21 protein-coding genes are annotated in these 24864 nt (G+C 70.0%); 6 read left to right on the plus strand and 15 right to left on the minus strand.

The window, feature by feature from the left end:
* Positions 1-2: 2 nt before the first annotated feature.
* The 4 genes from LXM64_RS11725 to LXM64_RS11740 all read right to left on the minus strand — a co-directional run bounded on the left by LXM64_RS11725 (position 3) and on the right by LXM64_RS11740 (position 3793).
* The gene (locus LXM64_RS11725; protein WP_234075473.1) at positions 3-1214 is read right to left on the minus strand and encodes an MFS transporter; all 1212 of its coding nucleotides are present in this window, start codon (positions 1212-1214) and stop codon (positions 3-5) included.
* Between the two features lie 89 nt (positions 1215-1303).
* Positions 1304-1633 carry a thiamine-binding protein gene (locus LXM64_RS11730; protein WP_234073351.1) on the minus strand — a complete coding sequence of 110 codons (330 nt, stop codon included), beginning with the start codon at positions 1631-1633 and terminating at the stop codon, positions 1304-1306.
* A gap of 13 nt (positions 1634-1646) precedes the next feature.
* Positions 1647-2915, minus strand: coding sequence for a hypothetical protein (locus LXM64_RS11735; RefSeq protein WP_234073352.1), 1269 nt, complete (start codon positions 2913-2915; stop codon positions 1647-1649).
* Positions 2916-2953: 38 nt separating this feature from the next.
* Entirely contained in the window at positions 2954-3793 is an 840-nt protein-coding gene (locus LXM64_RS11740) for an NAD(P)H-hydrate dehydratase (RefSeq protein WP_234073353.1), read from the minus strand.
* A gap of 28 nt (positions 3794-3821) precedes the next feature.
* Here LXM64_RS11740 and LXM64_RS11745 point away from each other — a divergent pair, with 28 nt between their 5' ends.
* Positions 3822-4886 carry an NADH:flavin oxidoreductase/NADH oxidase gene (locus tag LXM64_RS11745; RefSeq protein WP_234073354.1) on the plus strand — a complete coding sequence of 355 codons (1065 nt, stop codon included), beginning with the start codon at positions 3822-3824 and terminating at the stop codon, positions 4884-4886.
* Positions 4887-4893: 7 nt separating this feature from the next.
* Here the strand turns inward: LXM64_RS11745 and LXM64_RS11750 are convergent, their stop codons facing one another.
* From LXM64_RS11750 to LXM64_RS11760, 3 genes are all read right to left on the minus strand, one after another.
* Positions 4894-5946 carry a hemolysin family protein gene (locus LXM64_RS11750; protein WP_137416414.1) on the minus strand — a complete coding sequence of 351 codons (1053 nt, stop codon included), beginning with the start codon at positions 5944-5946 and terminating at the stop codon, positions 4894-4896.
* On the minus strand, positions 5943-7274 hold the full coding sequence (locus tag LXM64_RS11755; protein WP_234073355.1) for a hemolysin family protein: 1332 nt from the start codon (positions 7272-7274) through the stop codon (positions 5943-5945). The genes LXM64_RS11750 and LXM64_RS11755 overlap by 4 nt, the downstream gene beginning before the upstream one ends.
* Positions 7275-7435: 161 nt before the next feature.
* The gene (locus LXM64_RS11760; protein WP_234073356.1) at positions 7436-8893 is read right to left on the minus strand and encodes a GuaB1 family IMP dehydrogenase-related protein; all 1458 of its coding nucleotides are present in this window, start codon (positions 8891-8893) and stop codon (positions 7436-7438) included.
* A gap of 157 nt (positions 8894-9050) precedes the next feature.
* On the opposite strand from LXM64_RS11760, the gene LXM64_RS11765 reads away from it, so the two are divergent.
* On the plus strand, positions 9051-12725 hold the full coding sequence (locus tag LXM64_RS11765; protein ID WP_234073357.1) for a multifunctional oxoglutarate decarboxylase/oxoglutarate dehydrogenase thiamine pyrophosphate-binding subunit/dihydrolipoyllysine-residue succinyltransferase subunit: 3675 nt from the start codon (positions 9051-9053) through the stop codon (positions 12723-12725).
* Between the two features lie 60 nt (positions 12726-12785).
* On the opposite strand, the gene LXM64_RS11770 is transcribed toward LXM64_RS11765, so the two are convergent.
* The 4 genes from LXM64_RS11770 to LXM64_RS11785 all read right to left on the minus strand — a co-directional run bounded on the left by LXM64_RS11770 (position 12786) and on the right by LXM64_RS11785 (position 17488).
* Entirely contained in the window at positions 12786-14087 is a 1302-nt protein-coding gene (locus LXM64_RS11770) for an alpha/beta hydrolase (protein WP_234073358.1), read from the minus strand.
* Positions 14084-16573: a bifunctional lysylphosphatidylglycerol flippase/synthetase MprF gene (locus LXM64_RS11775; RefSeq protein WP_234073359.1), complete on the minus strand. Its 2490-nt coding sequence runs from the start codon at positions 16571-16573 to the stop codon at positions 14084-14086. Before LXM64_RS11775 ends, LXM64_RS11770 begins: the two co-directional genes overlap by 4 nt.
* A 76-nt stretch (positions 16574-16649) precedes the next feature.
* Complete coding sequence (locus LXM64_RS11780; protein WP_137416407.1) at positions 16650-16895, minus strand: zf-HC2 domain-containing protein; 246 nt, start codon at positions 16893-16895, stop codon at positions 16650-16652.
* Positions 16892-17488: a sigma-70 family RNA polymerase sigma factor gene (locus LXM64_RS11785; protein ID WP_192900669.1), complete on the minus strand. Its 597-nt coding sequence runs from the start codon at positions 17486-17488 to the stop codon at positions 16892-16894. The genes LXM64_RS11780 and LXM64_RS11785 overlap by 4 nt, the downstream gene beginning before the upstream one ends.
* A 110-nt stretch (positions 17489-17598) precedes the next feature.
* On the opposite strand from LXM64_RS11785, the gene aroA reads away from it, so the two are divergent.
* Genes aroA through bcp form a run of 3 tightly spaced genes read left to right on the plus strand, consistent with a single transcriptional unit; the run spans position 17599 to position 20455 of the window.
* A complete protein-coding gene (gene aroA / locus LXM64_RS11790) occupies positions 17599-18927 on the plus strand; it encodes a 3-phosphoshikimate 1-carboxyvinyltransferase (RefSeq protein WP_234073360.1) in 1329 nt (442 codons plus the stop codon).
* Positions 18924-19967: a ribosome small subunit-dependent GTPase A gene (rsgA, locus tag LXM64_RS11795; RefSeq protein ID WP_234073361.1), complete on the plus strand. Its 1044-nt coding sequence runs from the start codon at positions 18924-18926 to the stop codon at positions 19965-19967. The genes aroA and rsgA overlap by 4 nt, the downstream gene beginning before the upstream one ends.
* A gap of 17 nt (positions 19968-19984) precedes the next feature.
* Positions 19985-20455, plus strand: a complete 471-nt coding sequence (bcp, locus tag LXM64_RS11800) for a thioredoxin-dependent thiol peroxidase (RefSeq protein WP_234073362.1) — start codon at positions 19985-19987, stop codon at positions 20453-20455.
* A gap of 3 nt (positions 20456-20458) precedes the next feature.
* Here bcp and LXM64_RS11805 read toward each other — a convergent pair whose 3' ends face one another.
* Positions 20459-20848 carry a histidine kinase gene (locus LXM64_RS11805; protein WP_234073363.1) on the minus strand — a complete coding sequence of 130 codons (390 nt, stop codon included), beginning with the start codon at positions 20846-20848 and terminating at the stop codon, positions 20459-20461.
* A 245-nt stretch (positions 20849-21093) separates the two neighbouring features.
* Between LXM64_RS11805 and LXM64_RS11810 the strand changes: the two genes are divergently transcribed.
* Positions 21094-21342, plus strand: coding sequence for a WhiB family transcriptional regulator (locus tag LXM64_RS11810; protein WP_121060093.1), 249 nt, complete (start codon positions 21094-21096; stop codon positions 21340-21342).
* Positions 21343-21417: 75 nt separating this feature from the next.
* Here LXM64_RS11810 and LXM64_RS11815 read toward each other — a convergent pair whose 3' ends face one another.
* From LXM64_RS11815 to LXM64_RS11825, 3 genes are read right to left on the minus strand one after another with little or no spacing between them, the layout of a single operon-like run.
* The gene (locus LXM64_RS11815; RefSeq protein WP_137416401.1) at positions 21418-22911 is read right to left on the minus strand and encodes a sensor histidine kinase; all 1494 of its coding nucleotides are present in this window, start codon (positions 22909-22911) and stop codon (positions 21418-21420) included.
* Positions 22912-22920: 9 nt separating this feature from the next.
* On the minus strand, positions 22921-24201 hold the full coding sequence (locus LXM64_RS11820; protein WP_234073364.1) for an AAA family ATPase: 1281 nt from the start codon (positions 24199-24201) through the stop codon (positions 22921-22923).
* Entirely contained in the window at positions 24198-24824 is a 627-nt protein-coding gene (locus LXM64_RS11825) for an SAF domain-containing protein (RefSeq protein WP_234073365.1), read from the minus strand. Before LXM64_RS11825 ends, LXM64_RS11820 begins: the two co-directional genes overlap by 4 nt.
* Positions 24825-24864: the final 40 nt, after the last annotated feature.

The following is a 24864-nucleotide window of genomic DNA, read 5'->3' on the forward strand; positions in this document are numbered from 1 at the left end:
CCTCACGAGGCGGACGTCGAGGAGTGCGCGTAGACGATCGGAACGCCGCGACGGCGTTCGACACCGTAGGCGGTGAGCGCGATCGCGAGTCCCGCGGCGGCGAGGGCCGCGCCGACCCAGGACGGAGCGACGAAGCCCCAGCCCGCGGCGATCACCGCACCACCGAGAGCGGCGCCGAGGCTGTTGCCGATGTTGAGGGCGGAGTGGTTGAGCGCGGCGGCGATCGACTGGTTATCGCCCGCCACATCCATGAGCCGCGTCTGGATCGCGGGGCTGAGCGCCGATGCGACGGCACCCACGACGAACACCATGATCGCGAGCGCCCAGATCCAGGCGGCGGTCAGGGCGAGAACGGCCAGCGACACAGCCAGCACCCCGAGGCCGAGCAGCAGCGTCCGGCGCAGATTGACATCGGAGAGGTGCCCGCCCAGCAGGTTGCCGACCGTCATACCGAGTCCCATGCCGACGAGCACGAGCGGCACGACAGCCTGCGGCGCGTCGGCCACCTCCGTCACCAGCGGCGCCACGTAGCTGTACACCGCGAAGAATCCGCCGAACCCGATCGAGCCGATCCCCAGGGTGAACCACACCTGAGGGATGCGGAACACGCCCAGCTCCGCCCGCAGCGTGCGCCCCGGCTGCCCGGGAGCGCGCGGCACGAAGAGCGCGATGCAGATGGTGGCGAGCGCGAAGATCGCGGCGACCACGCCGAACGCGACCCGCCACCCGAACTGCTGTCCGAGGTATGTGCCGGCAGGGACCCCGACCACATTCGCGACGGTGAGTCCGGTCAGCACGAAGGCGACACCCTGCGCACGCCGTCCCGGCCCGAGCACGTCCGCCGCCACGAGCGCCCCGATCCCGAAGTACGCGCCGTGCGGGAGCCCCGCCAGAAACCGCGAGACCGCGACCAGCTCGAAGTTCGGTGCGATCACGGTGAGAGCGTTGAAGACGGTCAGCGCCAGGGCGAGGGCGACCATCACCCGGTGGCGCGGGAACCGCGCGACGAGCCCCGCGATGGTCGGCGCGCCGACGACGACGCCGAGCGCGTAGAGGCTGATCAGCCAGCCGGCCTGAGCGATGGCCGCATCCGGGTCCGCCGCCGACTGGGCCGGCAGCAGCGCCCCCGCGATGTCGGGCAGCAGACCCATGACCGTGAACTCGGTCATCCCGATGCCGAAGCTGCCGATGGCGAGAGAGAGGAGCGCCCACATCGCCGCCCCCTTCGTCTGGGTCGAAGAGGTCACCGGATCATGTTAGTCACGCCGGCAGAGGCCGCCGAATCGTTTCGCCCGCCGGATCGTCAGGCCGAAGGCGCGTCGCCCGACGCCGCATCCTCGATCGCCCGCTCGAGTCGCTCGATCTTGGCGTCCAGCTCGCCGGTGTACCCGGGGCGGATGTCGGCCTTCAGCACCAGCGAGACACGCGAGCCGAACGGCAGCACGGCGTCGGTGGCCGCCTTCACGACGGCGAACACCTCGTCCCACTCCCCTTCGATCTCGGTGAACATCGAACTCGTGCGGTGCGGGAGCCCCGAATCGCGCACGACCTTCACGGCGGCGGCCACCGCGTCGTGCACGGAGCCGTCTGCGCGGCCGGTTCCGCTGGGGGCGACGGAGAAAGCGACGAGCATTCCGATCCTTACGTCAGGCGGCGAGGACGCCGGGTTTGCGGGCGAAGCTCGAGCGTGTGCGCACCCGAGCGAGCTTGACCACCGCCCACGCGGCGATCACGACGAGCAGGATGTTGCGGACCGTGATCACCACGACCGGGAACGGCAGTGCCACCAGCAGGTCGAAGTAGACCATCGGATAGATGATCTGCGTCGCGCCTGCGATCGCCAGCACGAGGACGGCCGGACCGAACCAGCGCTTGCGGTCCAGGACCAGCGCGATCACGAGCGGCACGCTCAGCCACACCATGTACTGGGGCGAGCCGACCTTGTTCAGGGCGATGAATGCAGCGACGAGCGCGAGCGAGAGCGTCGGGAAGACAGCGCTGAAGTGCGCACCCCGCCACATCTTGTACGCACCCAGCGCCGCGATGCCCAGCACCCCGACGGCCAGCAGCGGCGTCATCACGGCGATCACCGGGTTGACGGCGGGGCCCGACACCTCGAACGTCAGCAGGTCGGGGTCGTAGAAGATCTGCGACGGTCCGCCGAGCATCGCGTCCCATAGGTAGAACGTGCTGACCGGTGATTCCACCTGCAGCCCACGACCGGTCTGGTCGCTGACGAACCCGAACGCGTAGGCCGCACCGCCCAGGAGCACGACCGCTCCCAGCGTCACGCCGCTGACGGCGGCGGCCGCACCGATCACGGCGAGACGGCGGCGAACAGCGATGACCGCGGCCGCCAGGATGGCCGCCGGCCACACCTTGATCCACGTCGCCACCGCGAGGAGGGCGGCTCCGAGCCACGGACGGCCGACCAGCCACAACGCTCCCATGATCCCGAGGGGCACCGTCACCGCATCCAGTCGGTAGAGCGCGACCGGGCCCATCAGCGCGATGAACGCGAGCCAGAACCAGGCCGCCGTGACACGTCCACGGGAGCGCCCGCGCCCCACGAGGACGGCGAAGGCCGCGGCGTCGACGAGGCCCACCATGATCGCCCACGCCGGCGTGTACGACACCGCCCAGGCGAACAGCCACGTGGCGAGCATGGGGAGCATCGCGAGCTGCGGGTAGACCCAGGCGTCGGTGAGCCCGACGAAGCCGTAGTAGGCGCTGACCTCCTGACCCGTCGCCGTATCGGTCTGCGGCCACCATCCGCCGTTGAGGTACGCCCCCGACCACGGCTCGTACACCCGATAGACGTCGCCCATGGGTTCGTTGGGCATGACCCATCCGAGAACGGAGACCCCGATATGGACGACGAGGAAAGCGATCCACAACAGAGCCCGTCTCGACACGGGCCTCATCCTACGGGGCGCGCCACGGAGCTTCCTGATCAGCGGTGGGCCGCGAGCGTCTCCCCGACCGCCCACGGCAGGTGCTCGGCGACGTCCCCCGCCGTGATCGGACCGCCCCGGCTCCCCCGGCGCGCGGCGGCCAGCGCCCCGGCGTGCCCGTGCAGCCACGCGGCCGCGGCCGCCGCATCCGCGAGACGTGCCGGCGAGGGCTCGCCCGCGACGACCGCCCCCGCGACGACCGCACCGAGCGCACCGGCGAGAACATCCCCCGTTCCGGCGGTGGCGAGCCACGGGACGCCGGACCGGATGCGGCGAAGGCCGCCGTCGGGATCCGCGACGAGCGTCACGGCGCCCTTCAACAGGACGACGGCCCCCATCTCGCGGGCGGTCTGGACTGCCTCCGCCTCCCTGTCGCCGCTCGGCGCGAGCCCGAGGGCGTCACGGAGCCGCGCGAACTCCCGGCCGTGCGGGGTGAGGATCATCGGCGCCGTGGCGCCGGGCGCCAGATCGAGAGCACCCGCGTCGACGACGACGGGCTCGCGGCCGGCGAGCACCTCGCGCAACGCCTCGGTCTCGGACGCGTCGCGGGACGCGGCATCCGTGCCCGAACCGATCACCCAGGCCTGGACGCGCCCCGGCGCGGTGACCGTCTCGGGCCGGTGCGCCAGCACCATGTCGGCGGCACGCGAGGGCCCGATGTAGCGGACCATGCCGCATCCCGCGCGCCAGGCGGCGCTCACCCCCAGCACCGCCGCGCCCGGATAATCCGCCGAACCGGTGCGCAGGCCCACGACCCCGCGGGAATACTTGTCATCGTCCGCTGTTGGCATGCGAAGGATGCGCGCGGTACGCGTGGCATCCTGCTCGATCGCCGTCATGGCGCCACCCTATCCGCGAAGGAGTACCGTGACCGCGCTGTTCAGCCCCTACACGATTCGAGGCGTCGAGTTCCGCAACCGACTGTGGGTGGCACCCATGTGCCAGTACAGCGCGCAGGACGGATTCCCCGGCGAGTGGCACCACGTGCACCTGGCCCAGTTCGCGTCCGGCGGCGCGGGGCTGGTCATCAGCGAGGCGACCGCGGTGTCGCCCGAGGGCCGCATCTCACCCGAGGACACGGGCATCTACTCCGACGAGCAGCGCGACGCATGGTCGCCCATCGTCGCCGCGATCCACGCCCGGGGCGCGGCCGCCGGCATCCAGCTCGCCCACGCCGGGCGCAAGGCATCGACGTACTCGCCCTTCTCCGGGCACCGCGGCACCGTGCCTGCGGAGGCCGGCGGATGGGAGGCGGTCGCCCCGTCCCCGATCGCCTTCGAGGGCTACGCCACCCCGCGCGAGCTCACCCTCGACGAGATCGATGCGCTCGTCGCCTCCTTCGCCTCCGCCGCACGCCGCGCCGTCGAGGCGGGCTTCGACGTCCTCGAGGTGCACGCCGCACACGGCTATCTGCTGCACGAGTTCCTCTCCCCGCTGTCGAATCACCGCACCGACGAGTTCGGCGGGCCGCTGGTCAATCGCGCGCGCCTGCTGCTGCGGGTCGTCGCCGCGGTGCGCGAGGCGGCCGGCGAGCTGCCCGTGTTCGTCCGCTTCTCCGGCACCGACTGGGCAGAGGGCGGCTGGGACATCGAGGAGACCGCGCAGGTCGCCGTCTGGGCGGCCGAGGCCGGTGCCGACTTCTTCGACATCTCCTCCGGCGGACTCGTCGCCCACCAGGACATCACGGTCGGCCCCGGCTACCAGGTGCCGCTCGCCCGGCGCGTGCGCGACGAGGGGCTCGCCGTCAGCGCCGTCGGACTCATCGAGACCGGGGCCCAGGCCGAGCAGGTGCTGCAGGACGGCGACGCGGACGCGATCATGGCTGCCCGCGAATGGCTTCGCGATCCGCACTTCGCGCTCCGCGCCGCCGATGAGCTGGGTGTCGTCGGTCCCTGGCCGCCGCAGTACGAGCGCGCCGCGCGCCGCCGCTGAGGCCGGTTCAGCGGCCGCGCCTGGTCGCGTCCTGCACTTCGCCGATCAGCTCCTCGATGACGTCCTCCAGGAAGAGGACGGCGGTCGTGTTGCCCTGGGCGTCGCGCACCTGGGCCAGGTGACGCCCCGCCCTGCGCATGGCCGCCAGCGCATCCTCGAGGTCGGTCGTCTCCTGCACCTGCACCATGTGGTGGATCCGCTTGGCCGGGATCGGACGATCGACCGAGGGGTCGACGCCGTCCTCGGCAACGCGCAGCACATCCTTCAAATGCACGTAGCCGACCGGCATGCCCTCGTCGTCGACGATCACGTACCGCGAGAAGCCGTGTCGGGCGACCGCTCGCTCGATCTCGTCCGGGGTGGTCAGCTGCGGCAGCGTCACCAGATCCTCGAGCGGGACGGCCACGTCGCCCGCATCCTTGTCGGTGAACTCGACGACCGCCGACACCGTTCCGGCCGCATCCTCCAGGACGCCCTCGATGCGCGATTGGTTGACGATCGTGGCCACCTCTTCGAGCGTGAAGGTCGACGCCGCCTCGTCCTTCGGCTCGACGCGGAACAACCGCACGACGTGGTTCGCGATCCAGTTGAGCGTGACGATGACGGGGTGGAACACCCGCGAGACCCCGACCAGCGGCGGCGCCAGCATCAGCACTGCGCGGTCGGGCACGGAGAAGGCCAGGTTCTTCGGCACCATCTCGCCGAACACGACGTGCAGGTAGGACACCAGCACGAGCGCGACGATGAACGCGATGACGTCCACCGCCGTCTCGCCCCAGCCGGTCAGCTCGAGGGGCACGGCCAGCAGGTGGTGGATCGCCGGCTCCGAGACGTTCAGGATCAGCAGCGAGCAGATCGTGATGCCGAGCTGACACGTCGCGAGCATGAGCGTCGCGTGCTCCATCGCCCACAGCGCCGTCTTCGCGGAGCGCGAGCCCTTCTCCGCGAGCGGCTCGATCTGCGAGCGCCGCGCGGAGATCACGGCGAACTCCGCGCCGACGAAGAACGCGTTGAACACCAGCAACACGACCAGCCAGAGGATTCCCGCCCAGTCGCTCATCGGGTCCGCTCCTGCTCGTCGATGTCCGCATCCTCCGGGACGGGTCTGGGCGTGAAACGCACACGGTCGACGCGGCGACCGTCCATGCGCACGACGGCGAGCGTGCCGTCTTCGATCTCGACCTCGTCGCCGACGGAGGGGATACGGCCGAGCTCGGCCATCAGGAAGCCGCCGAGCGTGTCGTAGACCTCGCCCTCGGGAACACGGATGCCGGTGCGATCGAGCACTTCGTCCGGACGCAGCGCCGCCGACACGGTCAGCGAGTCCGCCCCGCGAACGATCTCGGCGCGGCGGCGGTCGTGCTCGTCGAGCACCTCACCCACGATCTCCTCGACGAGGTCCTCGAGGGTGACCACCCCCGCCGTCCCGCCGTACTCGTCGAGCACGACGGCCATCTGATAGCCGCGGGCGCGAAGCTCCGCGACGAGCTGATCGAGATGCACGGTCTCGGGCACGCGCAGCGGCTCGGTGGCGAGGGCGGCGGCGGGCACATCCGTGCGCCGATCCCGCGGAACGCCGACGGCGGCCTTCAGGTGCACGATGCCGACGATGTCGTCCATGGAATCACCGAAGACGGGGAAGCGGCTGTGCCCGGTCTTGCGGGCGAGCTGGATGACGTCGTTCGCGGAGTCGGATGCGGCCACCGCGTGGACACGCGGACGCGGGGTCATCACGTCGTCGGCGGTCAGACGCGCGAAGGTGAGGCTGCGATCCAGCAGTGACGCCGTGTCCTCTTCCAGCACGCCGGCGCTCGCGGATCGGCGCACGAGGCTGGAGAGCTCCTCCGCCGTGCGGGCTCCGGAGAGTTCTTCCTTCGGCTCGATGCCGATGGAGCGCAGGATGCCGTTCGCACTGCCGTTGAGCACGGAGACCGCCGGACGGAACACGGTCGTGAACGTGACCTGGAACGGCATGACCAGCTTCGCGGTCTGCCGCGGGATCGCGAGGGCGAAGTTCTTGGGGACGAGCTCGCCCAGTATCATGGAGAAAACGGTCGCGATGGCGATGCCGATCGTGGCCGCGAGCCCCACCACGATCGCCTCGGGCACGCCCCAACCGGCGAGCACGGGACGCAGGAGATTCGAGATCGCCGGCTCCATCGTGTAACCGGTCAGCAGCGTCGTGAGCGTGATGCCCAGCTGCGCGCTCGACAGATGGGTCGAGGTGATGCGCAGCGCGCTGATGGTCATCGCGAGTCGCGACTCACCCGCATCCCGGCGCGCCTCGAGGTCTGCGCGGTCGAGGTTCACCAGAGCGAACTCGCTGGCGACGAACAGACCGGTCCCGATCGTGAGCAAGAGCCCCACGCCCAGCATGACGTAATCCATCACACGTCACCTCCCTCGGGGAAGGCTGGTCGGTGGGGCCATCGTCTGCAACTGGGAGGGTCGTCCATCGTGCCGGACAGTCTACGGGAGCCCCGGTGCCTGCGTCCCGTTCCTGTGCACTGCGCGACGCATCTCGGGCGCCGCGCGGCCACCTACTCGGATCACCAGCTGACGGGAAGGGCCTTGCCCTCTTCGTAGCCGGCGGCCGACTGCAGTCCCACCAGTGCTCTCTCGTGGAACTCGGGGACGGTCGCGGCGCCCGCGTAGGTGAACGAGGACCGCACGCCCGACGTGATCATGTCGAGGAGGTCCTCGAGCCCCGGCCGCAGCGGGTCGAGGTAGATCTTCGACGACGAGATCCCCTCGGCGAACAGCTCCTTGCGGGCGAGCTCGTAGGCGTCGAGCCCGCCGAACCGCGCGTGCACCGCCTTCGTCGAGGCCATGCCCCATGACTCCTTGTAGACCCGCCCCTGCGCGTCCGCGAACAGCTCACCGGGCGCCTCGATCGTCCCGGCGAACCAGGAACCGACCATGACCGATGCGGCACCCGCCGCCAGCGCGAGCGCCACATCCCGCGGGTAGCGGACACCGCCGTCCGCCCACACATGTGCGCCCAGCTCGCGTGCCGCCGACGCGGTCTCCAGCACGGCCGAGAACTGCGGGCGCCCCACGGCGGTCATCATGCGCGTGGTGCACATGGCCCCGGGACCCACCCCGACCTTCACGATCGAAGCGCCCGCGGCGACCAGGTCGTCGACGCCGTCCGCGGTGACAATGTTGCCCGCCACGAGCGGCAGGCCGAGGCCCAGATCCGCAACGGCGCGCAGGGCGCGGAGCATGCCCTCCTGGTGGCCGTGGGCGGTGTCGAGCACGAGCACGTCGACGCCGGCCGCGGCCAGGGCACGCGCCTTGGCCGCGACGTCCCCGTTGATGCCGATGGCCGCCGCGACGATCAGGCGCCCGTCGGCGTCCACCGCCGGGCTGTACAGCGTCGATCGCAGCGCGCTGCGCCGCGAGAGCGTGCCGACGAGGTGGCCGCGTTCGACGACGCACACCGTCTCCGCATCCGCCGCGACGAGCAGATCGAATGCGTGACGGGCATCCGTGACGTCGTCCGCATCGATCGCGAGCGGCCGGGCGCGCACGAGATCACCCAGGGTCGCGTCAGGCAGCGCGGTCGCGAGGCGCGTGGCAGGCACGACGCCCACGACCTCGGCGAGGTCGAGGGAGGCGGCCGAAGGATCGGCCACGACGATGCCGTACCCCTCTGTTGCAGGTAGGAGCTTGGCGGCGTCCGCCGCGGTCGCCGTCGGAGGCAGCACGATGGGGGTGTCCCAGGGCACCGGCTGACGCTTGACCCACCGGATGGCGGCATCGAGCTCCTGCAGCGGCATGTCCTGGGGAAGCACGCCGAGTCCGCCGCGTCGAGCGAGCGTCGCCGCGAGGCGCGCGCCGGTGACGGAGTTCATGTTGGCGGAGACCAGCGGAATCCGCATCGCGGTGCCGTCGCGGGGCGACAGATCCACATCCAGACGACTCGTGATCCCGGAGCGCCGAGGCACCAGGAACACGTCGGAGTAGGTGAGGTCGGTCTCGGGTTGCGCGCCGTAGAACTCCATGTCTGCAGAGCGTACGCCGCCCATACTCCGCCGGGCCTGTCAACCGCGACGCGCCGGGAGCGAACGCCGGAATACTCGACTAGGCTTGCGTGTCGTGCGTGTGGGCCCACGACGGCCCCGCATTGCGGATGAATCTCACGAAAGCGGGCGATCGAGAGTGTCGAGCCAGGTGACGGGCGTCGGAGTATCGAACGAAGGAGAGTTCGGAGCCAATGAGTGGCTCGTCGAGGAACTCTACGAACAGTTCCTTGTCGACCGTAACTCGGTCGACAAGTCCTGGTGGCCGGTCCTGGAGGCCTACCACTCCCAGGCGGGATCGGGCGGTGCCCCCAAGGCAGCACCCGCCGCATCCGAGCCCCACCCGGTGACCGCGCCGATCCCCGTGATCGGCTCGCAGCCCGTGGCCCGCACGACCGGCAAGCCGGCCAAGCCGCAGCCGATCCCCGCACAGGCCCCCAAGGCCCAGCCCTCCGACCCGGCGGGCGAGGTGCAGGAGGACGTCGTCACGACCCTCAAGGGGATGACGAAGACCCTCGCCGCCAACATGGACGAGTCGCTGACGGTGCCCACCGCGACGAGCGTTCGCACCGTCCCGGCGAAGCTGATGATCGACAACCGCATCGTCATCAACAACCACATGGCGCGTACCCGCGGCGGCAAGGTGAGCTTCACGCACCTGATCGGGTGGGCGCTCATCCAGGCGCTCAAGGAGTTCCCGAGCCAGAACGTCTTCTACGCCGAGGTCGACGGCAAGCCGTCGGTCGTCGCTCCCGCCCACATCAACCTGGGCATCGCGATCGACCTCCCCAAACCCGACGGCACGCGCGCACTCATGGTGCCGTCCATCAAGCGCGCCGAGTCCCTCACGTTCAACGAGTTCCTCGCCTCGTACGAAGACCTCGTCAAGCGCGCCCGCACGAACAAGCTGACGGCAGCCGACTTCCAGGGCACCACGCTTTCGCTCACCAACCCGGGCGGCATCGGCACCGTGCACTCCGTGCCCCGCCTCATGAAGGGCCAGGGCTGCATCATCGGCGCGGGCGCTCTTGAGTACCCCGCCGAGTTCCAGGGCTCGAGCGAGAAGACCCTCGTCGAGCTCGGCATCGGCAAGACGATCACGCTGACGAGCACCTACGACCACCGTGTGATCCAGGGCGCCGGCTCCGGCGAGTTCCTCAAGAAGGTCCACGAGCTGCTGATCGGGCAGCGCGACTTCTACGAGGGCATCTTCGCCGCACTGCGCATCCCCTACGCCCCCATCCACTGGGGCAGCGACATCAACGTCGATCTCGCGGAGCGCATCGACAAGGGCGCACGCGTTCAGGAGCTCATCAACTCGTACCGGGTGCGTGGCCACCTGATGGCCGACATCGATCCGCTCGAGTACGTGCAGCGCACGCACCCCGACCTCGAGATCGAGAGCCACGGGCTCACCTTCTGGGACCTCGACCGCGAGTTCGTGGTCGGTGGCTTCGGCGGCAAGCGCCAGATGAAGCTCCGCGACATCCTGGGCGTGCTGCGCGATTCCTACTGCCGCACGCTCGGCATCGAGTACATGCACATCCAGGACCCGGTGCAGCGCAAGTGGTTCCAGGACAACGTCGAGGTGAAGTACCAGAAGCCCGGCCACGACGAGCAGCTGCGCATCCTGTCCAAGCTCAACCAGGCAGAGGCCTTCGAGACGTTCCTGCAGACCAAGTACGTCGGCCAGAAGCGCTTCAGCCTCGAGGGCAGCGAATCGGTCATCCCCCTGCTCGACGAGATCCTGCAGGGCGCGGCCTCGGCGGGCCTCGACGGCGCCGCCATCGGCATGGCGCACCGCGGGCGCCTGAACGTGCTGACCAACGTCGCCGGCAAGACGTACGGTCAGGTCTTCCGCGAGTTCGAGGGCACCAGTCTCCCCGGCAACAAGCGCGGCTCCGGTGACGTGAAGTACCACCTGGGCACCGAGGGCACGTTCCAGTCGGATGCGGGCACGGAGCTTCCGGTGATCCTCGCCGCCAACCCCTCCCACCTCGAGACCGTCGACGGCGTGCTCGAGGGCATCGTCCGCGCCAAGCAGGACCGCAAGCCCATCGGCACCTTCGCCTGGCTGCCGATCCTCGTCCACGGCGACGCGGCCTTCGCCGGCCAGGGCGTCGTCGTCGAGACGCTGCAGATGTCGCAGCTGCGCGGGTACCGCACCGGTGGCACCGTGCACGTCGTCATCAACAACCAGCTCGGATTCACGACGCTGCCCGTCGACGGACGCACCTCCGTCTACGCGACGGATGTGGCCAAGACCATCCAGGCCCCCATACTGCACGTGAACGGCGACGACCCGGAGGCCGTCGTGCGCGCGGCCGAGCTCGCCTTCCGGTACCGCCAGGAATTCCACCGCGACATCGTCATCGACCTCGTCAGCTACCGCCGCCGTGGTCACAACGAGGGTGACGACCCGTCGATGACGCAGCCCCTCATGACGAACCTCGTCGAGGCGAAGCGTTCCGTCCGCCGCCTCTACACGGAGTCGCTCGTCGGCCGCGGCGACATCACCGAAGAGGAGTACGAGCAGGCCAAGCGCGACTTCCAGGACCGCCTCGAGGTGGCCTTCGCGGAGACGCACGAGGCTGAGACCGGCACACACCCGGTCGTCGCCGACAGCGTCGAGGTCGAGCGCGCCGTCGGCGAGCCCGAGACCACCGGAGTGTCGACCGATGTCGTGCAGCTCATCGGCGATGCCTTCGTGAACAAGCCCGACGGCTTCACGGTGCACGCCAAGCTGCAGCAGCTGCTCGACAAGCGACACACCATGAGCCGCTCTGGCGGTATCGACTGGGCGTTCGGCGAGCTGCTCGCATTCGGTTCGCTCCTCGTCGAGGGAACGCCGGTGCGCCTGGCGGGCCAGGACTCCCGTCGCGGCACGTTCGTGCAGCGCCACGCCGTGTTCCACGATCGCGACAACGGCCAGGAATGGCTGCCGCTGACCAATCTCAGCGAGGGCCAGGGACGCTTCTTCGTCTACGACTCGCTGCTCAGTGAGTACGCGGCCGTCGCGTTCGAGTACGGCTACTCGGTCGAGCGCCCCGACGCGCTGGTGCTGTGGGAGGCGCAGTTCGGCGACTTCGCCAATGGCGCCCAGACCGTGATCGACACCTACCTCTCGTCTGCGGACCAGAAGTGGGGACAGCAGTCGAGCGTCGTCCTACTGCTCCCGCACGGCTACGAGGGCGCTGGCCCCGACCACTCCTCCGCGCGCATCGAGCGCTTCCTGCAGATGTGCGCGCAGGACAACATGACGGTCGCACGTCCGTCGACGCCCGCGTCCTACTTCCACCTGCTCCGCCGTCAGGCCTACGCTCAGCCGCGCCGCCCGCTCGTCGTGTTCACCCCGAAGGCCATGCTGCGTCTGCGCGATGCCGTCAGCCCTGTTGAGGCGTTCACGCAGGGCAAGTTCGAGCCGGTGCTGGACGACGAGCGCGGCGTCGACAAGAACGCCGTCACGCGGGTGCTGCTGCACGCCGGCAAGATCCACTGGGATCTGCGCTCGGAGCTGGACAAGAACCCCGACGACCGCGTGGCGCTGGTGCGTCTCGAGCAGTACTACCCCGCGCCGGTCGACGAGCTCAACGCCGTCATCGACCGCTACCCGAACGCGGAGCTCGTGTGGGTCCAGGAAGAGCCCGAGAACCAGGGCGCGTGGCCGTTCATCGCGCTCGAGGTCGTCAAGCATCTGCACGACCGCACGATCCGGGTGGTCTCGCGGGCCGCATCCGCCTCCCCGGCGGCCGGCTCGGCGAAGATGCATCAGATCGAGCAGGCGGAGCTGCTGCGCCGCGCGCTCACGTTCTGAGTCGAACGCAGTGAAGGCGGGCCCCGGGATTCCGGGGCCCGCCTTAACCTGTTCCCGGCGTCACCCGGCGGAGGGCGCCGCCAGGCCGAGTCGGGGTGCCAGCGCCCCGATCGCGTAGTCCAGTCCCTTCTGGAGAACGGGTCCCGTGTGGCCCTCCCCCGGGATGGTGTCCGTGAGCACGGTGAATCCGGCAGCCTGCGCGCGCTGCGCGTTCTTCACCTGACCGGGGCCGAACTGCGCGTCCTGCCCCCCATGCGTGAAGACAGCGACGTGCCCCGCGTAGGCACCGGGATGGGCCGCGAGCAGGGATGCGGGACTCGCGGCGTCGAAGGCGGCGCGATCACCGCCGAACACCTCGGCCACGGTCTTGTCGACGTGCTCCGAACCCGGATACTCGTTGCCCGAGACGTCCATGAGGTTGCCCCATGTCTGCGGGTTCTCCGCTCCGTAGGTCAGCGCGCAGGCACCGCCGTTGGAGTATCCGCCGATGACCCAGTAGTCCGGGTCCTGGATGATGTTCAGGTGCTTCTGGGCGTAGGCAGGAACGTCGACATTGAGGTAGGTCGACACCTTGCCGTACTTCGTCGAATCGGCGCACGCCGGGTCGACGTTGACGGATCCCAACTGGTCGGCGACGATCGCGATCGGGGCGAGGCCGTCGTGGGCTGCCGCGAACGCATCGAGGCTCTTGGCGAGCACCGTGGGGTCCGGAGTACCGGGCTGTCCCATCATGAAGACCAGGAGAGGCAGCCGCGGCGGGTCGGCGACGAGAGCAGCCGGAGGCAGATACAACGCGGCGTCGCGCGCGACGAACCCGGTCGCCGGGATCTTCTGCTCACCCGACAGAGCGCTCACCCGTCCTTTGGACGGCATGTCCGCCGGCGGATCCCACGTCTGGTAGAGCGTGGCGGGGTCGCTGCGGTCAGACGTCGCCTGAGGCAGCGGAGCGCTGTCGAGTGCCTGGATACCGAGGATCGCCGCCAGATTGCCGGTCAACCCGTACTCGGCGTTGACGCCGGCACCGATGCCGAGCGCGCCGGTGAGGATGAGAAGGACCGCGAGCCCCCGCCGCCACCATGGCCGTAGCCCGACCGCGACCGCCCCCACCGCGATCGCCGCGATCCCCACCGCGATCCACAGCGCGGCGTGCCCCGGCAGCGGCCCCTGGAAGACGTCCGCCGCCTCGAGCAGCAAGGCACCCCCGTACCCGACGATCCCACCCACGGCCGCGGCGATCAGCAGCCGCCGGATGCGTCGTGGGGGGACGACGAACACCGTCGCGGCGAGAACGAGGACGAGGGCCCAGATCACCCAGCGCACGGGACTGTTGATGAGTTCGAGGGTGAGCAGCCACTGGATCATCTGTCTCCCCCTCGAGCCGTGCGCAGCAGCCCCAGCACATCACGCACGGTCGCGTCGGGCAGGTAGGCCCGACCGATCGCGGTCCCGATCCGCGGCAGATCGACCGGGTCGCCGTACGCGAGCCAGATCGTGCGATACCGGGGATGGAACTTCCGCTTGAACCGGAAGAGGGAATCGAATCCGTACGCGGGCTCGAGCGTCTGGGCCAACCAGCCCAGCACCCCCGAGAGGATCGTCGCGTCACCGGGAGCTTCGACGTCGGGTTTGACCGCCATCGGAGCCCCGGAGAGGCTGAGCTCCGCCACACCGTCCGCGGCGGCCTGCTGCGCCGCACGCGCGATCGCGAACTCCATCAGCCCGTTGGGCCCGTCGGCGCGACGTCGCATGAAATCGAGTGTCCATCCGCTCGGCACGCCGTCGCGCCAAGACGGCATCCAGCTCGTGACAACCTGGATGCGGCCGGCGTCGTCGACCGCGAGCAGCAGCGCCACTTCCGGGTCGATGATCTCCTCCAACGTGCCCAGGGTGAACCCCATCTCGGGCAGTGCCTTGTCGGCGACCCATTGCTCGTCGATCTCACGGATCTGCGAACGCTCGGCAGCGCTGAGGTCGGCCCACCGTGTCCAGACGGCCGTCATGCCCTCGCGTTCTGCGCGGGTGACCGGCTGACGCACCTTCTGCCACTGCTTGCCCTCGAGCGTCACCTCGGAGGCGGCCAGCACGGTCTCCTCCCCCACGGAGAGGTACTTCCATCCCATGCCGTCGAAGACCGGCAGAGCCTCGTCGTGGATGCTGTAGAACGCCGCCGTCCAACCCGACTCGGCGCAGAAGTCGACGAAGCCCCTGATGGCCCGCTCCTGCTCTCCGATCGGCGCCAGCGGGTCTCCGACGGCAAGAGCGACGTCGCCGACGAGCCGGTATGCGACGGCACAGGCGCGGTCGGCGCTGTACCAGTAGCTGGTGCCGCGCCACGTTCCCAGGAACGAGAGGGTCCCGCCACCGCGACGCAGCAGATCACGGTAGAGGCGCGCATCCGCATCCTCGGGACGGCGCACGCTCCGGTAGAGGCGCACCAAAGCGACGACGACGATCGCCCAGAACACGACGCCGACCCACTGGTAGATCCAGAGGGCCGCGCCGTGACGCGGGAACGGCGGCTGGCCGATTCCCTGGAGGAAGGAAGGAGGGACGAACCGACGCCACGACTCGACGACGATGTCCGTGAGCGTCGGAGTCACATCGAACGACTGCCGCAGCAGGGTCTCGCTCGCCACGAAGACAGCGCCACAGGCGAGGAAGGCGACCACAACCGTCGCCGCGAAGGTGCGGGCTGCGTGAGGGGTCGCGCGGACCGGGAACCGTCGGCGCACCACGATCAACGCCGAGGCGCTCGCGACGGGCACACCGATCGAGGCGACGGCCCACAGCACGTACTCGAGCCCCGATCCGTCCGCCCACGGCTCGATGGCGAGCTCGCCACTGAGCAGCGCGTAGAGGGCGAGCACCGCCAGCACGCCCTGGACGCAGACGGCCAGGACGAGGCCGGCGCGGCGTCCACGCCGAAGACCCAGTGCGGCCACGATCAGCAGCGCCAGCGGCACGAGGGCCAGCAGCACGGGTCCGACCCCGCGGGTGAGCACGAGCGCGAACTCGTGATCGCACACGGGCCGGTAGCTCACCTCGCACCGATCCACGAGGTGCTCGTCGAAGGCGAGGAAGGACGAGGCCACCAGGGAGAACGGACCCCGACCACCGCCGGCGACCACCGCGGCGAGCGGACCGAGACCCGTGATCGCGACGAGCACAGCCATCAGCGCGCGCACCTCGCGTGAAGAGGAGCGATGCCAGTCCAGACGAGGCCTCCGCCTGGCCATGAGCGATCCCGCCGCGAGGCCCAGCAGGGCCGCGATCAGCCGGTACCAGGAGTCGGCGTCACCGGCGTAGAGGGCGAACATGACGGCCGTGGCGAGCGCGACGAGCCTGATCCGACGTCTCCAGAGCGCCGAGGAGAGAGCGGATGCGGCCAGCACGGCCGCGAAGACCCCCATCGAGGGATCGAGAACGGGGTCGTTGGACTCCAGGGGGCGCAGGTCGTCGAGACCCCACAGCGCGGCGTGCGCGAGTGTGCCGAGAAGGATCGACAGGACGCCGCCGCACACGAAGACGATCGCCGATCGGAGGTGGCCCAGCAAGGACTCCGCATAGGCGAACGCCGTCAGAGCGAGGAGGACGCTGAGCAAGACCTCGATCGTCGAGTCGGGCACGACGAGAGCGGTGACGACCGACCACCATCGGCCGTCGGCGAGCGCCGCCGCGCCGCTGCCGAACGCCGTCGCGTCCGCGCCCCACAGAGAGCCGCTGGCGGCGGAGGAGGCCAGAACGAGCGCAGCGAGGACGAGGCTGACCGGATGGTGCACGGCGTATCGACGCAGCTGCGTCGTCGTGATCACGTGGCGCCGGGGGCGCGACGAGTCCGCTTGTGACACGCGACCTCCCACGGACTCAGAGTGCCGCCGTCACCCTATCGACCGGGAGTGGTGCGCGGGGGTGGAACCCTGTGCGTCAGTGATGAGTCGCCTGTGCGGCGCGGAGCCGCTCCAGCACCTGATCGCGGAGCTTGTCGGGTGCCGTCTCCTTGCACGCGCGCGCCACGACCTCGGTGAGGGTGGTGGCGACGAGCGCCTCGTCCCGGCATTCCGCGCAGGTCTCGAGGTGCTCACGGATATCGCTGTGCTCGACGTGGCACATCTCGTTGCGGAGGTACTCCTCGAGATCGCGCCGGGCCTTCTCGCAGCCGCAGTCGGTCATTTCTTGCTCCTGGGTGCAGACGGGGCGATGCCCCGTTCCTTCGCGTAGTCGGCGAGCAGGTCACGAAGCATGCGCCGGCCTCGGTGCAGGCGGCTCATGACCGTGCCGATGGGGGTCTTCATGATGTCGGCGATCTCCTGGTAGGCGAAGCCTTCGACGTCTGCGAGGTACACCGCCAGCCGGAAGTCCTCGGGGATCGATTGCAGCGCTTCCTTCACGATCGACGCGGGCATGTGATCGATCGCCTCCGCCTCGGCGGAGCGGGTGCTGGTGGCGGTGGTCGACTCCGCGCCGCCGAGCTGCCAGTCCTCGAGGTCGTCGATGGCGCCCTGATAGGGCTCGCGCTGCTTCTTGCGATACACGTTGATGTACGTGTTCGTCAGGATGCGATAGAGCCACGCCTTGAGGTTCGTGCCCTGCGTGAAAGTCGCCCACGAGGAGAACGCCTTGACGAAGGTCTCCTGCACGAGATCCGCTGCGTCAGAGGGGTTGCGCGTCATGCGCATCGCCGCCGCGTACAGCTGATCCATGAACGGCAACGCCTGCTCCTCGAACTGGGAGCGGGTGTCCACGGCAGAGCTGGTGTCGTCCATCGTGGGCAATCCTACGCGTTGCCCACCGGCGACCTTCGGGCGCTCGAGCACGGCGTTCATACGCGTCCTTCCTTCACCGTCGATCGGAACGGTTCAGTAGGGTGGAACCGATGAGCGACGAGCGCTATTCCCCCGATCTCGCCGGCTGGGCCGCGCCGAGCGCGTCCGCGGCGGTGCGGGCGGTCGTCCACGTGCCCGGCTCCAAGTCGCTGACCAACCGCGAACTGGTTCTCGCAGCACTGGCGGACGGCCCCGGCATCCTGCGCGCGCCGTTGCACTCCGACGACTCGGCGCGGATGTTGGACGCCCTCACGGCCCTCGGTGTGGGTATCGAGCGGATCGAGGGATCGGGTCCCTTCGGCGACGACCTGAGGATCACGCCCGCGACCGCCGCCCCCGCCGACGTCGTCGTGGACTGCGGGCAGGCCGGCACCGTCATGCGCTTCGTGACGCCGCTGGCCGGCTTCGCCCGGGGCGACGTGACCGTCACGGCCCATGAGAGCGCGTTGCATCGCCCGATGGGCGAGATGATCCGGACACTTCGCGAGGTCGGTGTCGACATCGACGACGCCGGTACGTGGTCCCTCCCCTTTCTCGTCCGTGGGCGCGGGCATGTGCGCGGCGGCGAGGTGACGATCGACGCGAGCGCGTCGAGCCAGTTCGTCTCCGGCCTGCTGCTGTCGGCGGCGCGCTTCGACGTAGGACTCCACCTGCGCCATGAGGGGGCGCGCCTGCCCTCGATCCCGCACATCGACATGACCGTGGAGTCCCTCGCACATCGCGGCGTGCACGTGGAGCGCCCGGCTCCAGGCGAGTGGATCGTCCCGCCCGGACCGATCCGCGCGAAGGACATCGCGATCGAGCCGGACCTCTCCAACGCGGCCCCGTTCCTCGCGGCCGCGCTGATCACCGGCGGCGAGGTCACCGTCGGCGGATGGCCCGCGCATTCGACGCAGCCGGGCGCTCAGCTGCCCGAGCTGCTGGCCGCGTTCGGGGCGCGAAGCAGCCGCCGTCACGGAGACCTGACGGTCGCCGGAGGCGACACCATCACCGGTGTCGATCTCGATCTCTCGGCCGTGGGAGAGCTCGCACCCACGCTGGTGGGACTCGCCTTGCTGGCTGATGCCCCATCCAGCTTCGTGGGCATCGGCCACCTGCGCGGCCACGAGACCGACCGCCTCGCGGCGCTCGTGCACAACGTCCGCGCTCTGGGAGGCGAGGCCGAAGAGCTCGAAGACGGCATCCGCGTCGCGCCCCGGCCCCTCTCCGGAGGGCTCTGGCGCGCGTTCCACGATCACCGCATGGCCACCACCGGCGCATTGATCGGGCTGGCCGTTCCGGGAGTCGTCGTCGACGACATCGGCACGACGGCCAAGACCATGCCGGAGTTCCCCGAACTGTGGCAGCGCATGCTCGCGGACACGGAGTCCGCCGGGTGAGCTGGCTGCCCCCGGACGACGACGAGGACGACCTCGCCTACGACGAATCCGCCTTCCGCGCACGGCCGAACCCCAAAGCGAACAGGCCGCGCACGAAGCGCAGACCGGCCCACGCCGACGCACGCATCGCGCGCGTCCTCGGCGTGGACCGGGGACGTTACCAGGTGCTCGTCGACGAGGACGAGCCCACCGAGCGCGAGATCGTGGCGACTCGTGCGCGGGAGCTGCGGCGCACCCCGATCGTGACGGGCGATCGTGCACGAGTGGTCGGCGATGTGAGCGGCGCCGAGGGGACGCTCTCGCGCATCGTGGGCATCGAGGATCGCACCACCCTCCTCCGGCGCAGCGCCGACGACACCGACCAAGTGGAACGCGTCGTGGTCGCCAACGCCGATCAGATGCTCGTCGTCGTGGCCGCCGCCGACCCCGAGCCTCGTGCGCGCCTGGTCGATCGCTATCTGATCGCCGCCCTCGACGCCGGGATCCGGCCGCTTCTCGTGGTGACCAAGACCGACCTCGCCGACCCGGCGACGTTCCTGTCCCACTTCGACGGCATCGACATCGAGGTCTTCACGAGCGCGCGCGGCGAGATGCCCGTCGAGCGCATCGGTGCGGCGCTGATCGGACACTCCACCGTGTTCGTCGGCCATTCCGGCGTGGGCAAGTCGACGCTGGTGAATGCGCTCGTACCGGGCGCGGGGCGTGCGACCGGCCATGTCAACGAGGTCACCGGCCGCGGGCGCCACACCTCGAGTTCGACGGTGTCGCTGCGGTACCGGGGCGAGGAAGGCTCGGGCTGGGTCATCGACACTCCGGGTGTGCGTTCCTTCGGCCTCGGCCACGTGGACCCGGCGAACATCCTGCGCGCCTTCACCGACCTGGCCCTCGTCGCCGAGGACTGCCCCCGAGGCTGCACCCACCTGCCCGACGCCCCGGACTGCGCCATCATCGCGGCGGTCGCCGAGGGGAAGCTGGGCCCGAGCGGTCCGGCACGCTTGGACTCCTTGCAGCGGCTGCTCACCACGTTCGGGGGCCGCTGAGCGCCTACGCTGGAATCATGACTCAGCTGCAGCCCGGCGACACCGCACCCGACTTCACGCTCCACGACCAGGACGGCAACCCCGTCTCGCTCGAGGAGTTCCGTGGCCGGCCCGTCATCCTCTACTTCTACCCTGCGGCCATGACGCCGGGGTGCACGACCCAGGCGTGCGACTTCCGCGACAGCCTCTCCTCGCTCACGGCCGCCGGTTACGCCGTGCTCGGCGTCTCACGGGACTCGTCCGAGAAGCTCGCGACGTTCCGCGAGCGCGACGGCCTCACCTTCCCCCTGCTGTCCGACCCGGACCACGCGGTGCACGATGCCTACGGCGCGTGGGGCGAGAAGACGAACTACGGAAAGACCGTGGAAGGCGTGCTCCGTTCGACGTTCGTGATCGACGCTGACGGCCGCATCGAGCACGCTCTCTACAACGTCAAGGCCACCGGTCACGTCGCTCGGCTTCGCAAGCTCCTCGGCGTCGACGGCTGAGGGTCAGTCCTCGCGCCGGGCGCGCTGAGCCGCCCGGCGCGCCGCCGAGATCAGCAGGACGAGCACGATCAACGCGGGAACGCCCAGTTGAAGACCGTTGAGCGGATGCCCGTACGTCCCGGTCACTGCGCCGATTGCGACGGCGAGCACCAGCAGTTGGACCACGATGCCGCCCGAGCGTCCGGCCGACCTGCCCCGTGCCGCCGAGATGCCGAACCCGACGACGAGCGCGGCGCCGAGAAGCGTCAGCACGATCAGGGCGATCGCCGTCGCCTCGGATGCGGTGTCACCTTGCGCCAGCGCGATGAGCTGCCAGATCGCGAGCCCCGCGAGTGCGACGCCCTCCAGAACGACGAGTCCGCCCGCAACCAGGCTCAGCAGGTCGTTGCGCATGAGATCTCCGGGGTTGTGGGATCGGACAGTATTCGGCCGCATGAAGTTGGTGACGAGACACAAAACAACCGGTGAACCCTTGATTCACCCTGGTCACTGTGGAACGATTGACGACGTCGTGTGCTCCCACAGCGGCGTGGGGCGAGCAGAAGCTCGCACATCACACAGGGTACCGGACCCCGATCCGGGCTCTTTCACAACCCACCCGTTCTCACCTTTTTCCGACGCCTGAGGAGCAACATCACATGGATTGGCGCGACAAATCAGCCTGCCTGACCGTAGACCCGGAGCTGTTCTTCCCGGTCGGCAACACCGGTCCGGCGGTCGACCAGATCGAGAAGGCCAAGTCCGTGTGCGCTCGTTGCACCGTCACTGAGATCTGCCTGCAGTACGCCCTCGAGACCGGCCAGGACTCGGGCGTGTGGGGAGGCCTCTCCGAGGACGAGCGCCGCGCTCTCAAGCGCCGCGCCGCGCGCGCCCGTCGCGCCTCCTGAGCACGACACGTTCCACATACTCCGCATCCGCCGTTCCTGCGCCCACGGGCGCCAGGCGCGGCGGATGCGTCGTTCTCAGACCTCGCCGCGGTCGATGTAGCGCAGGGGGATGTCGATCGTGACTTCGGTGCCCCGCCCCATGATCGTGTGCCAATCGATCGTGCCGCCCAGCTCGCCCTGGATCAGCGTGCGCACGATCTGCGTACCCAGGCCGCGACCCACCTGACCTTCGGGAAGACCGACCCCGGTGTCGCGGACCCGGACCTCCAGGTTGTCCTCGGAGCGCTCCGCGGCGATCTCCACCTCGCCCTCCTGCCCGGCGAGACCGTGCTCGACGGCGTTCGTGACGAGTTCGGTCAGAGCGAGCGCCAGCGGGGTCGCGTACTCGCTCGGCAGCGTCCCGAAGGAGCCGGTCTTGCGGGTCCGCGCCCGCGTCGTGGGTGCGGCCGCCACCTCGGCCACGAGCTTCAGCACCCGCGAGAAGACCTCATCGAAGTCGACGTTCTGCGTGAGCCCCTCCGAGAGCGTGTCGTGCACCACGGCGATCGCCGACACGCGCCGCGTGGCGTGCGTGAGCGCATCCCTGGCCTCATCCGAGTGCGTGCGGCGCGCCTGGATCCGCAGCAGCGAGGCAACGGTCTGCAGGTTGTTCTTGACCCGGTGGTGGATCTCGCGGATCGTCGCGTCCTTGGTAATCAGCTCCTGATCGCGGTGGCGGAGCTCTGTGACGTCGCGGCACAGCACGATCGCGCCGATGCGATTGCCGTGGTCGCGCAGCGGGATGGCGCGCAGGGCCACGGTGACGCCCCTGGCTTCGATGTCCACGCGCCATGGCGCGCGGCCGGTCGCGACGACAGGCAGCGACTCGTCGAACTGACGCTTCTCGGGGAGGATCTGCGTGATGACCTCCACGAGCGGCTCGCCCTCGAGCTCGTCCTCGAAGCCCATCCGGTAGAACGCAGAGAGCGCGTTGGGGCTCGCGAACGTGGTGAGTCCGTCCACGTCGATCCGGATGAGGCCGTCGGACGCGCGGGGAGCGCCGCGGCGCGGCGACGCGGGGGCGGCGACGTCGGGGAACTCGCCCGTCGCGACCATCCCGAACAGGTCGTCGGCGCAGTCGTTGAAGGTGATCTGCTGACGCGACGGCGTGCGGGCCTCCCCGAGGTTCGTGTGGCGCGTCAGGACGCCGAGGACGCGAGCGTGGGAGTCAGCTCCCGCCCGAGCTCGGACGACGGGCACGGCGCGCACGCGCGTCGGGGTCTCCTCGAACCAGTCCGGCGACGCGGAATCCACGATGCGGCCGGTCGTGAAGGCCTCGCGCACCTGGGCGCGCCACTGCGGGCGGACACGGTCGCCCACGATGTCGCGGTAGAAGAGGGTCGCCGCGCCGGAGGGACGCGTGTGCGCGACAGCGATGAACGAGTCGTCCTCGGTGGGCACCCACAGCACGATGTCCGCGAAGGCGAGATCCGCGAGGAGCTGTCCGTCCCCAGCGAGCCGGTGCAGCCACTCCACATCGGCGGGATCGGAGAAGCCGTGCGCGTAGACGAGATCGCTGAGGGTCGACACCACTCCACCCTAAGCGGAGGCGGCCAGTCGCTCGTGCGGACTCCGATCACCGCGGCGTTCGCGTCGAGTGGTCGCGACCGGCATCGGCGGCAGCAGCGCCTCCCCGACGATGCGTCGGATGGCCGAGACCATCGCTGATCTGGCTGCCACCTCGGCGGCGGGCCGCGCGGCCAGCATCGCCGCATCCGCCGCTCTGCGGTCCTCGGGAACGAACCACATCTCGCGGATGTCCGCGTAGCGCTCCAGCGTGCGGCGGAGCTGTCCGCGTGCATCGATGCCGACCCCGCCGCGACGGAACCGGTTCACGACGACCGTCAGCGGCGTCGATCCGACGATCGCTCGCAGCTCCCCCACCGATCGCAGGAAACGCGCGACGGAGACGGGGTCGGCGGCGAGAACCGCCACGATGTGGTCCGCGGCCGCGAGCGCGGCCAGTGTCGCGGCGTTCCGACGGGGGCCGGCGATCACGTCGCTGACGATCTCCTCGTCCCGCTCCAGGGATGCGGCGACGTCCACCACGGTGTGCTCGGCCCATCCGGCGCAGGCGGCGAGTGCGGCGCGCACGCGCTTCTCGCTGAGCTCCGGCCACCTCGACGGGCGGTTGATTCCGGTGAGCACGTCCACATCGGCGCCTCCGAGAGCCACCGAGATGCGCTGGAGCTCGACGTCGTCCAGCGCATCCGACTCGGCTTGGCGACAGGCGACCGCGAATCCGGGCCCCTCGTCCGGAAGGCCGAGTGCCATGGCGAGCGAGGGCGCGTGGGCGTCTGCATCGACGAGCGCGACGTGACGGCCGCCCCGGGCGAGTTCGGCGGCGAGTCCCACCGCGATGGTGGATCTCCCGGGGGCGCCGTGCGGCCCCCAGACGACGACCAGTCGCGGACCGGCGGCGGCCGGTCGGGTGGTCACAGGCGACGCGGAGGCGGCGGTGAGAGCGGCCGCCGCATCCCTCGCCGAGCCGGTCGCCGATATGGGTGACGAGAGCCCGAAGGCTGCGGCCAGACGAGCGGCGGCCGCGTCATCGCCGAGCGGCAGGACGCGCACACCTCGGGCGTCTGCGAGAGCGACGGTGCGGGCCGTCAGCTGATCGACGCGCGCGGCGAGCACCAGAGTGTCGGCGGAGGCGAGGAGCGCGTCCAGTTCCGCATCCGGTCCGTGACCGGATGCCACCGTGGCCGTGAATCTCTCCGGAGGATAGATCGCCACCTCGACGGCGCCCTCCAGCAGAAGTTGCTCCCGTAGGGCGATGGCCACAGGCTGCGGGAGGACGAGGATCGCACGGGAGATCACGAGACCCCCTGCGCGGGGACCACCGACAGTGTCGCCTCACCTGCCAGCGCCGCGAGCACGTCCGCCACGGACTCTCGGGGGACGATGAGCTCGACAGAGGGCGCCGTGGTCGCCATCACCGAGTCGCTGCTCGGAAGGGCGGCGACCGCCGCATCGGCGACCAGGATGCGGGGAGCCTGGCGGACACCGTCGCCGTCGAGCGGCGCGGCCCACACCTCCACCGGGGTCCCGACGTCGACGGAGGCGGGAATGGCGGTGCTGCTGGGAACGACGAGCGTGGTGGTGCGCACCTCGGAGGCGGAACCCACGGATGCCGCGGGGATGAGTTCGCCGGCGGGGATGGTGCGCGTCGCCACGGCGTCGGGGGGCAGCGTGTCGCCCGACGCGTAGGCAGCCTCGAGCGAACCCAGCGCGACGTCGACGACGCGCAGTTCCGACGGTGCGATGCTCTCGCCCGGCACGAGCGTCCGCGTCGCCGCGTAGACGGGAACCGTCTGCCGCGCCGATGCGACGACGAACCACACGCCGGCGATCGAGACGAGGACGAGCACGACGCCGATCACGAAACGTGCGTCCGCCCACAACGCGCGGGGACGCTGGCGGGGCGTGGCCTGAGCTGTCATGGCCTACATGCTGACCGAGGCCCGGTCAAACCGTCGGATC

Source organism: Microbacterium binotii (assembly GCF_021398715.1).
GTDB lineage: Bacteria > Actinomycetota > Actinomycetes > Actinomycetales > Microbacteriaceae > Microbacterium > Microbacterium binotii_A.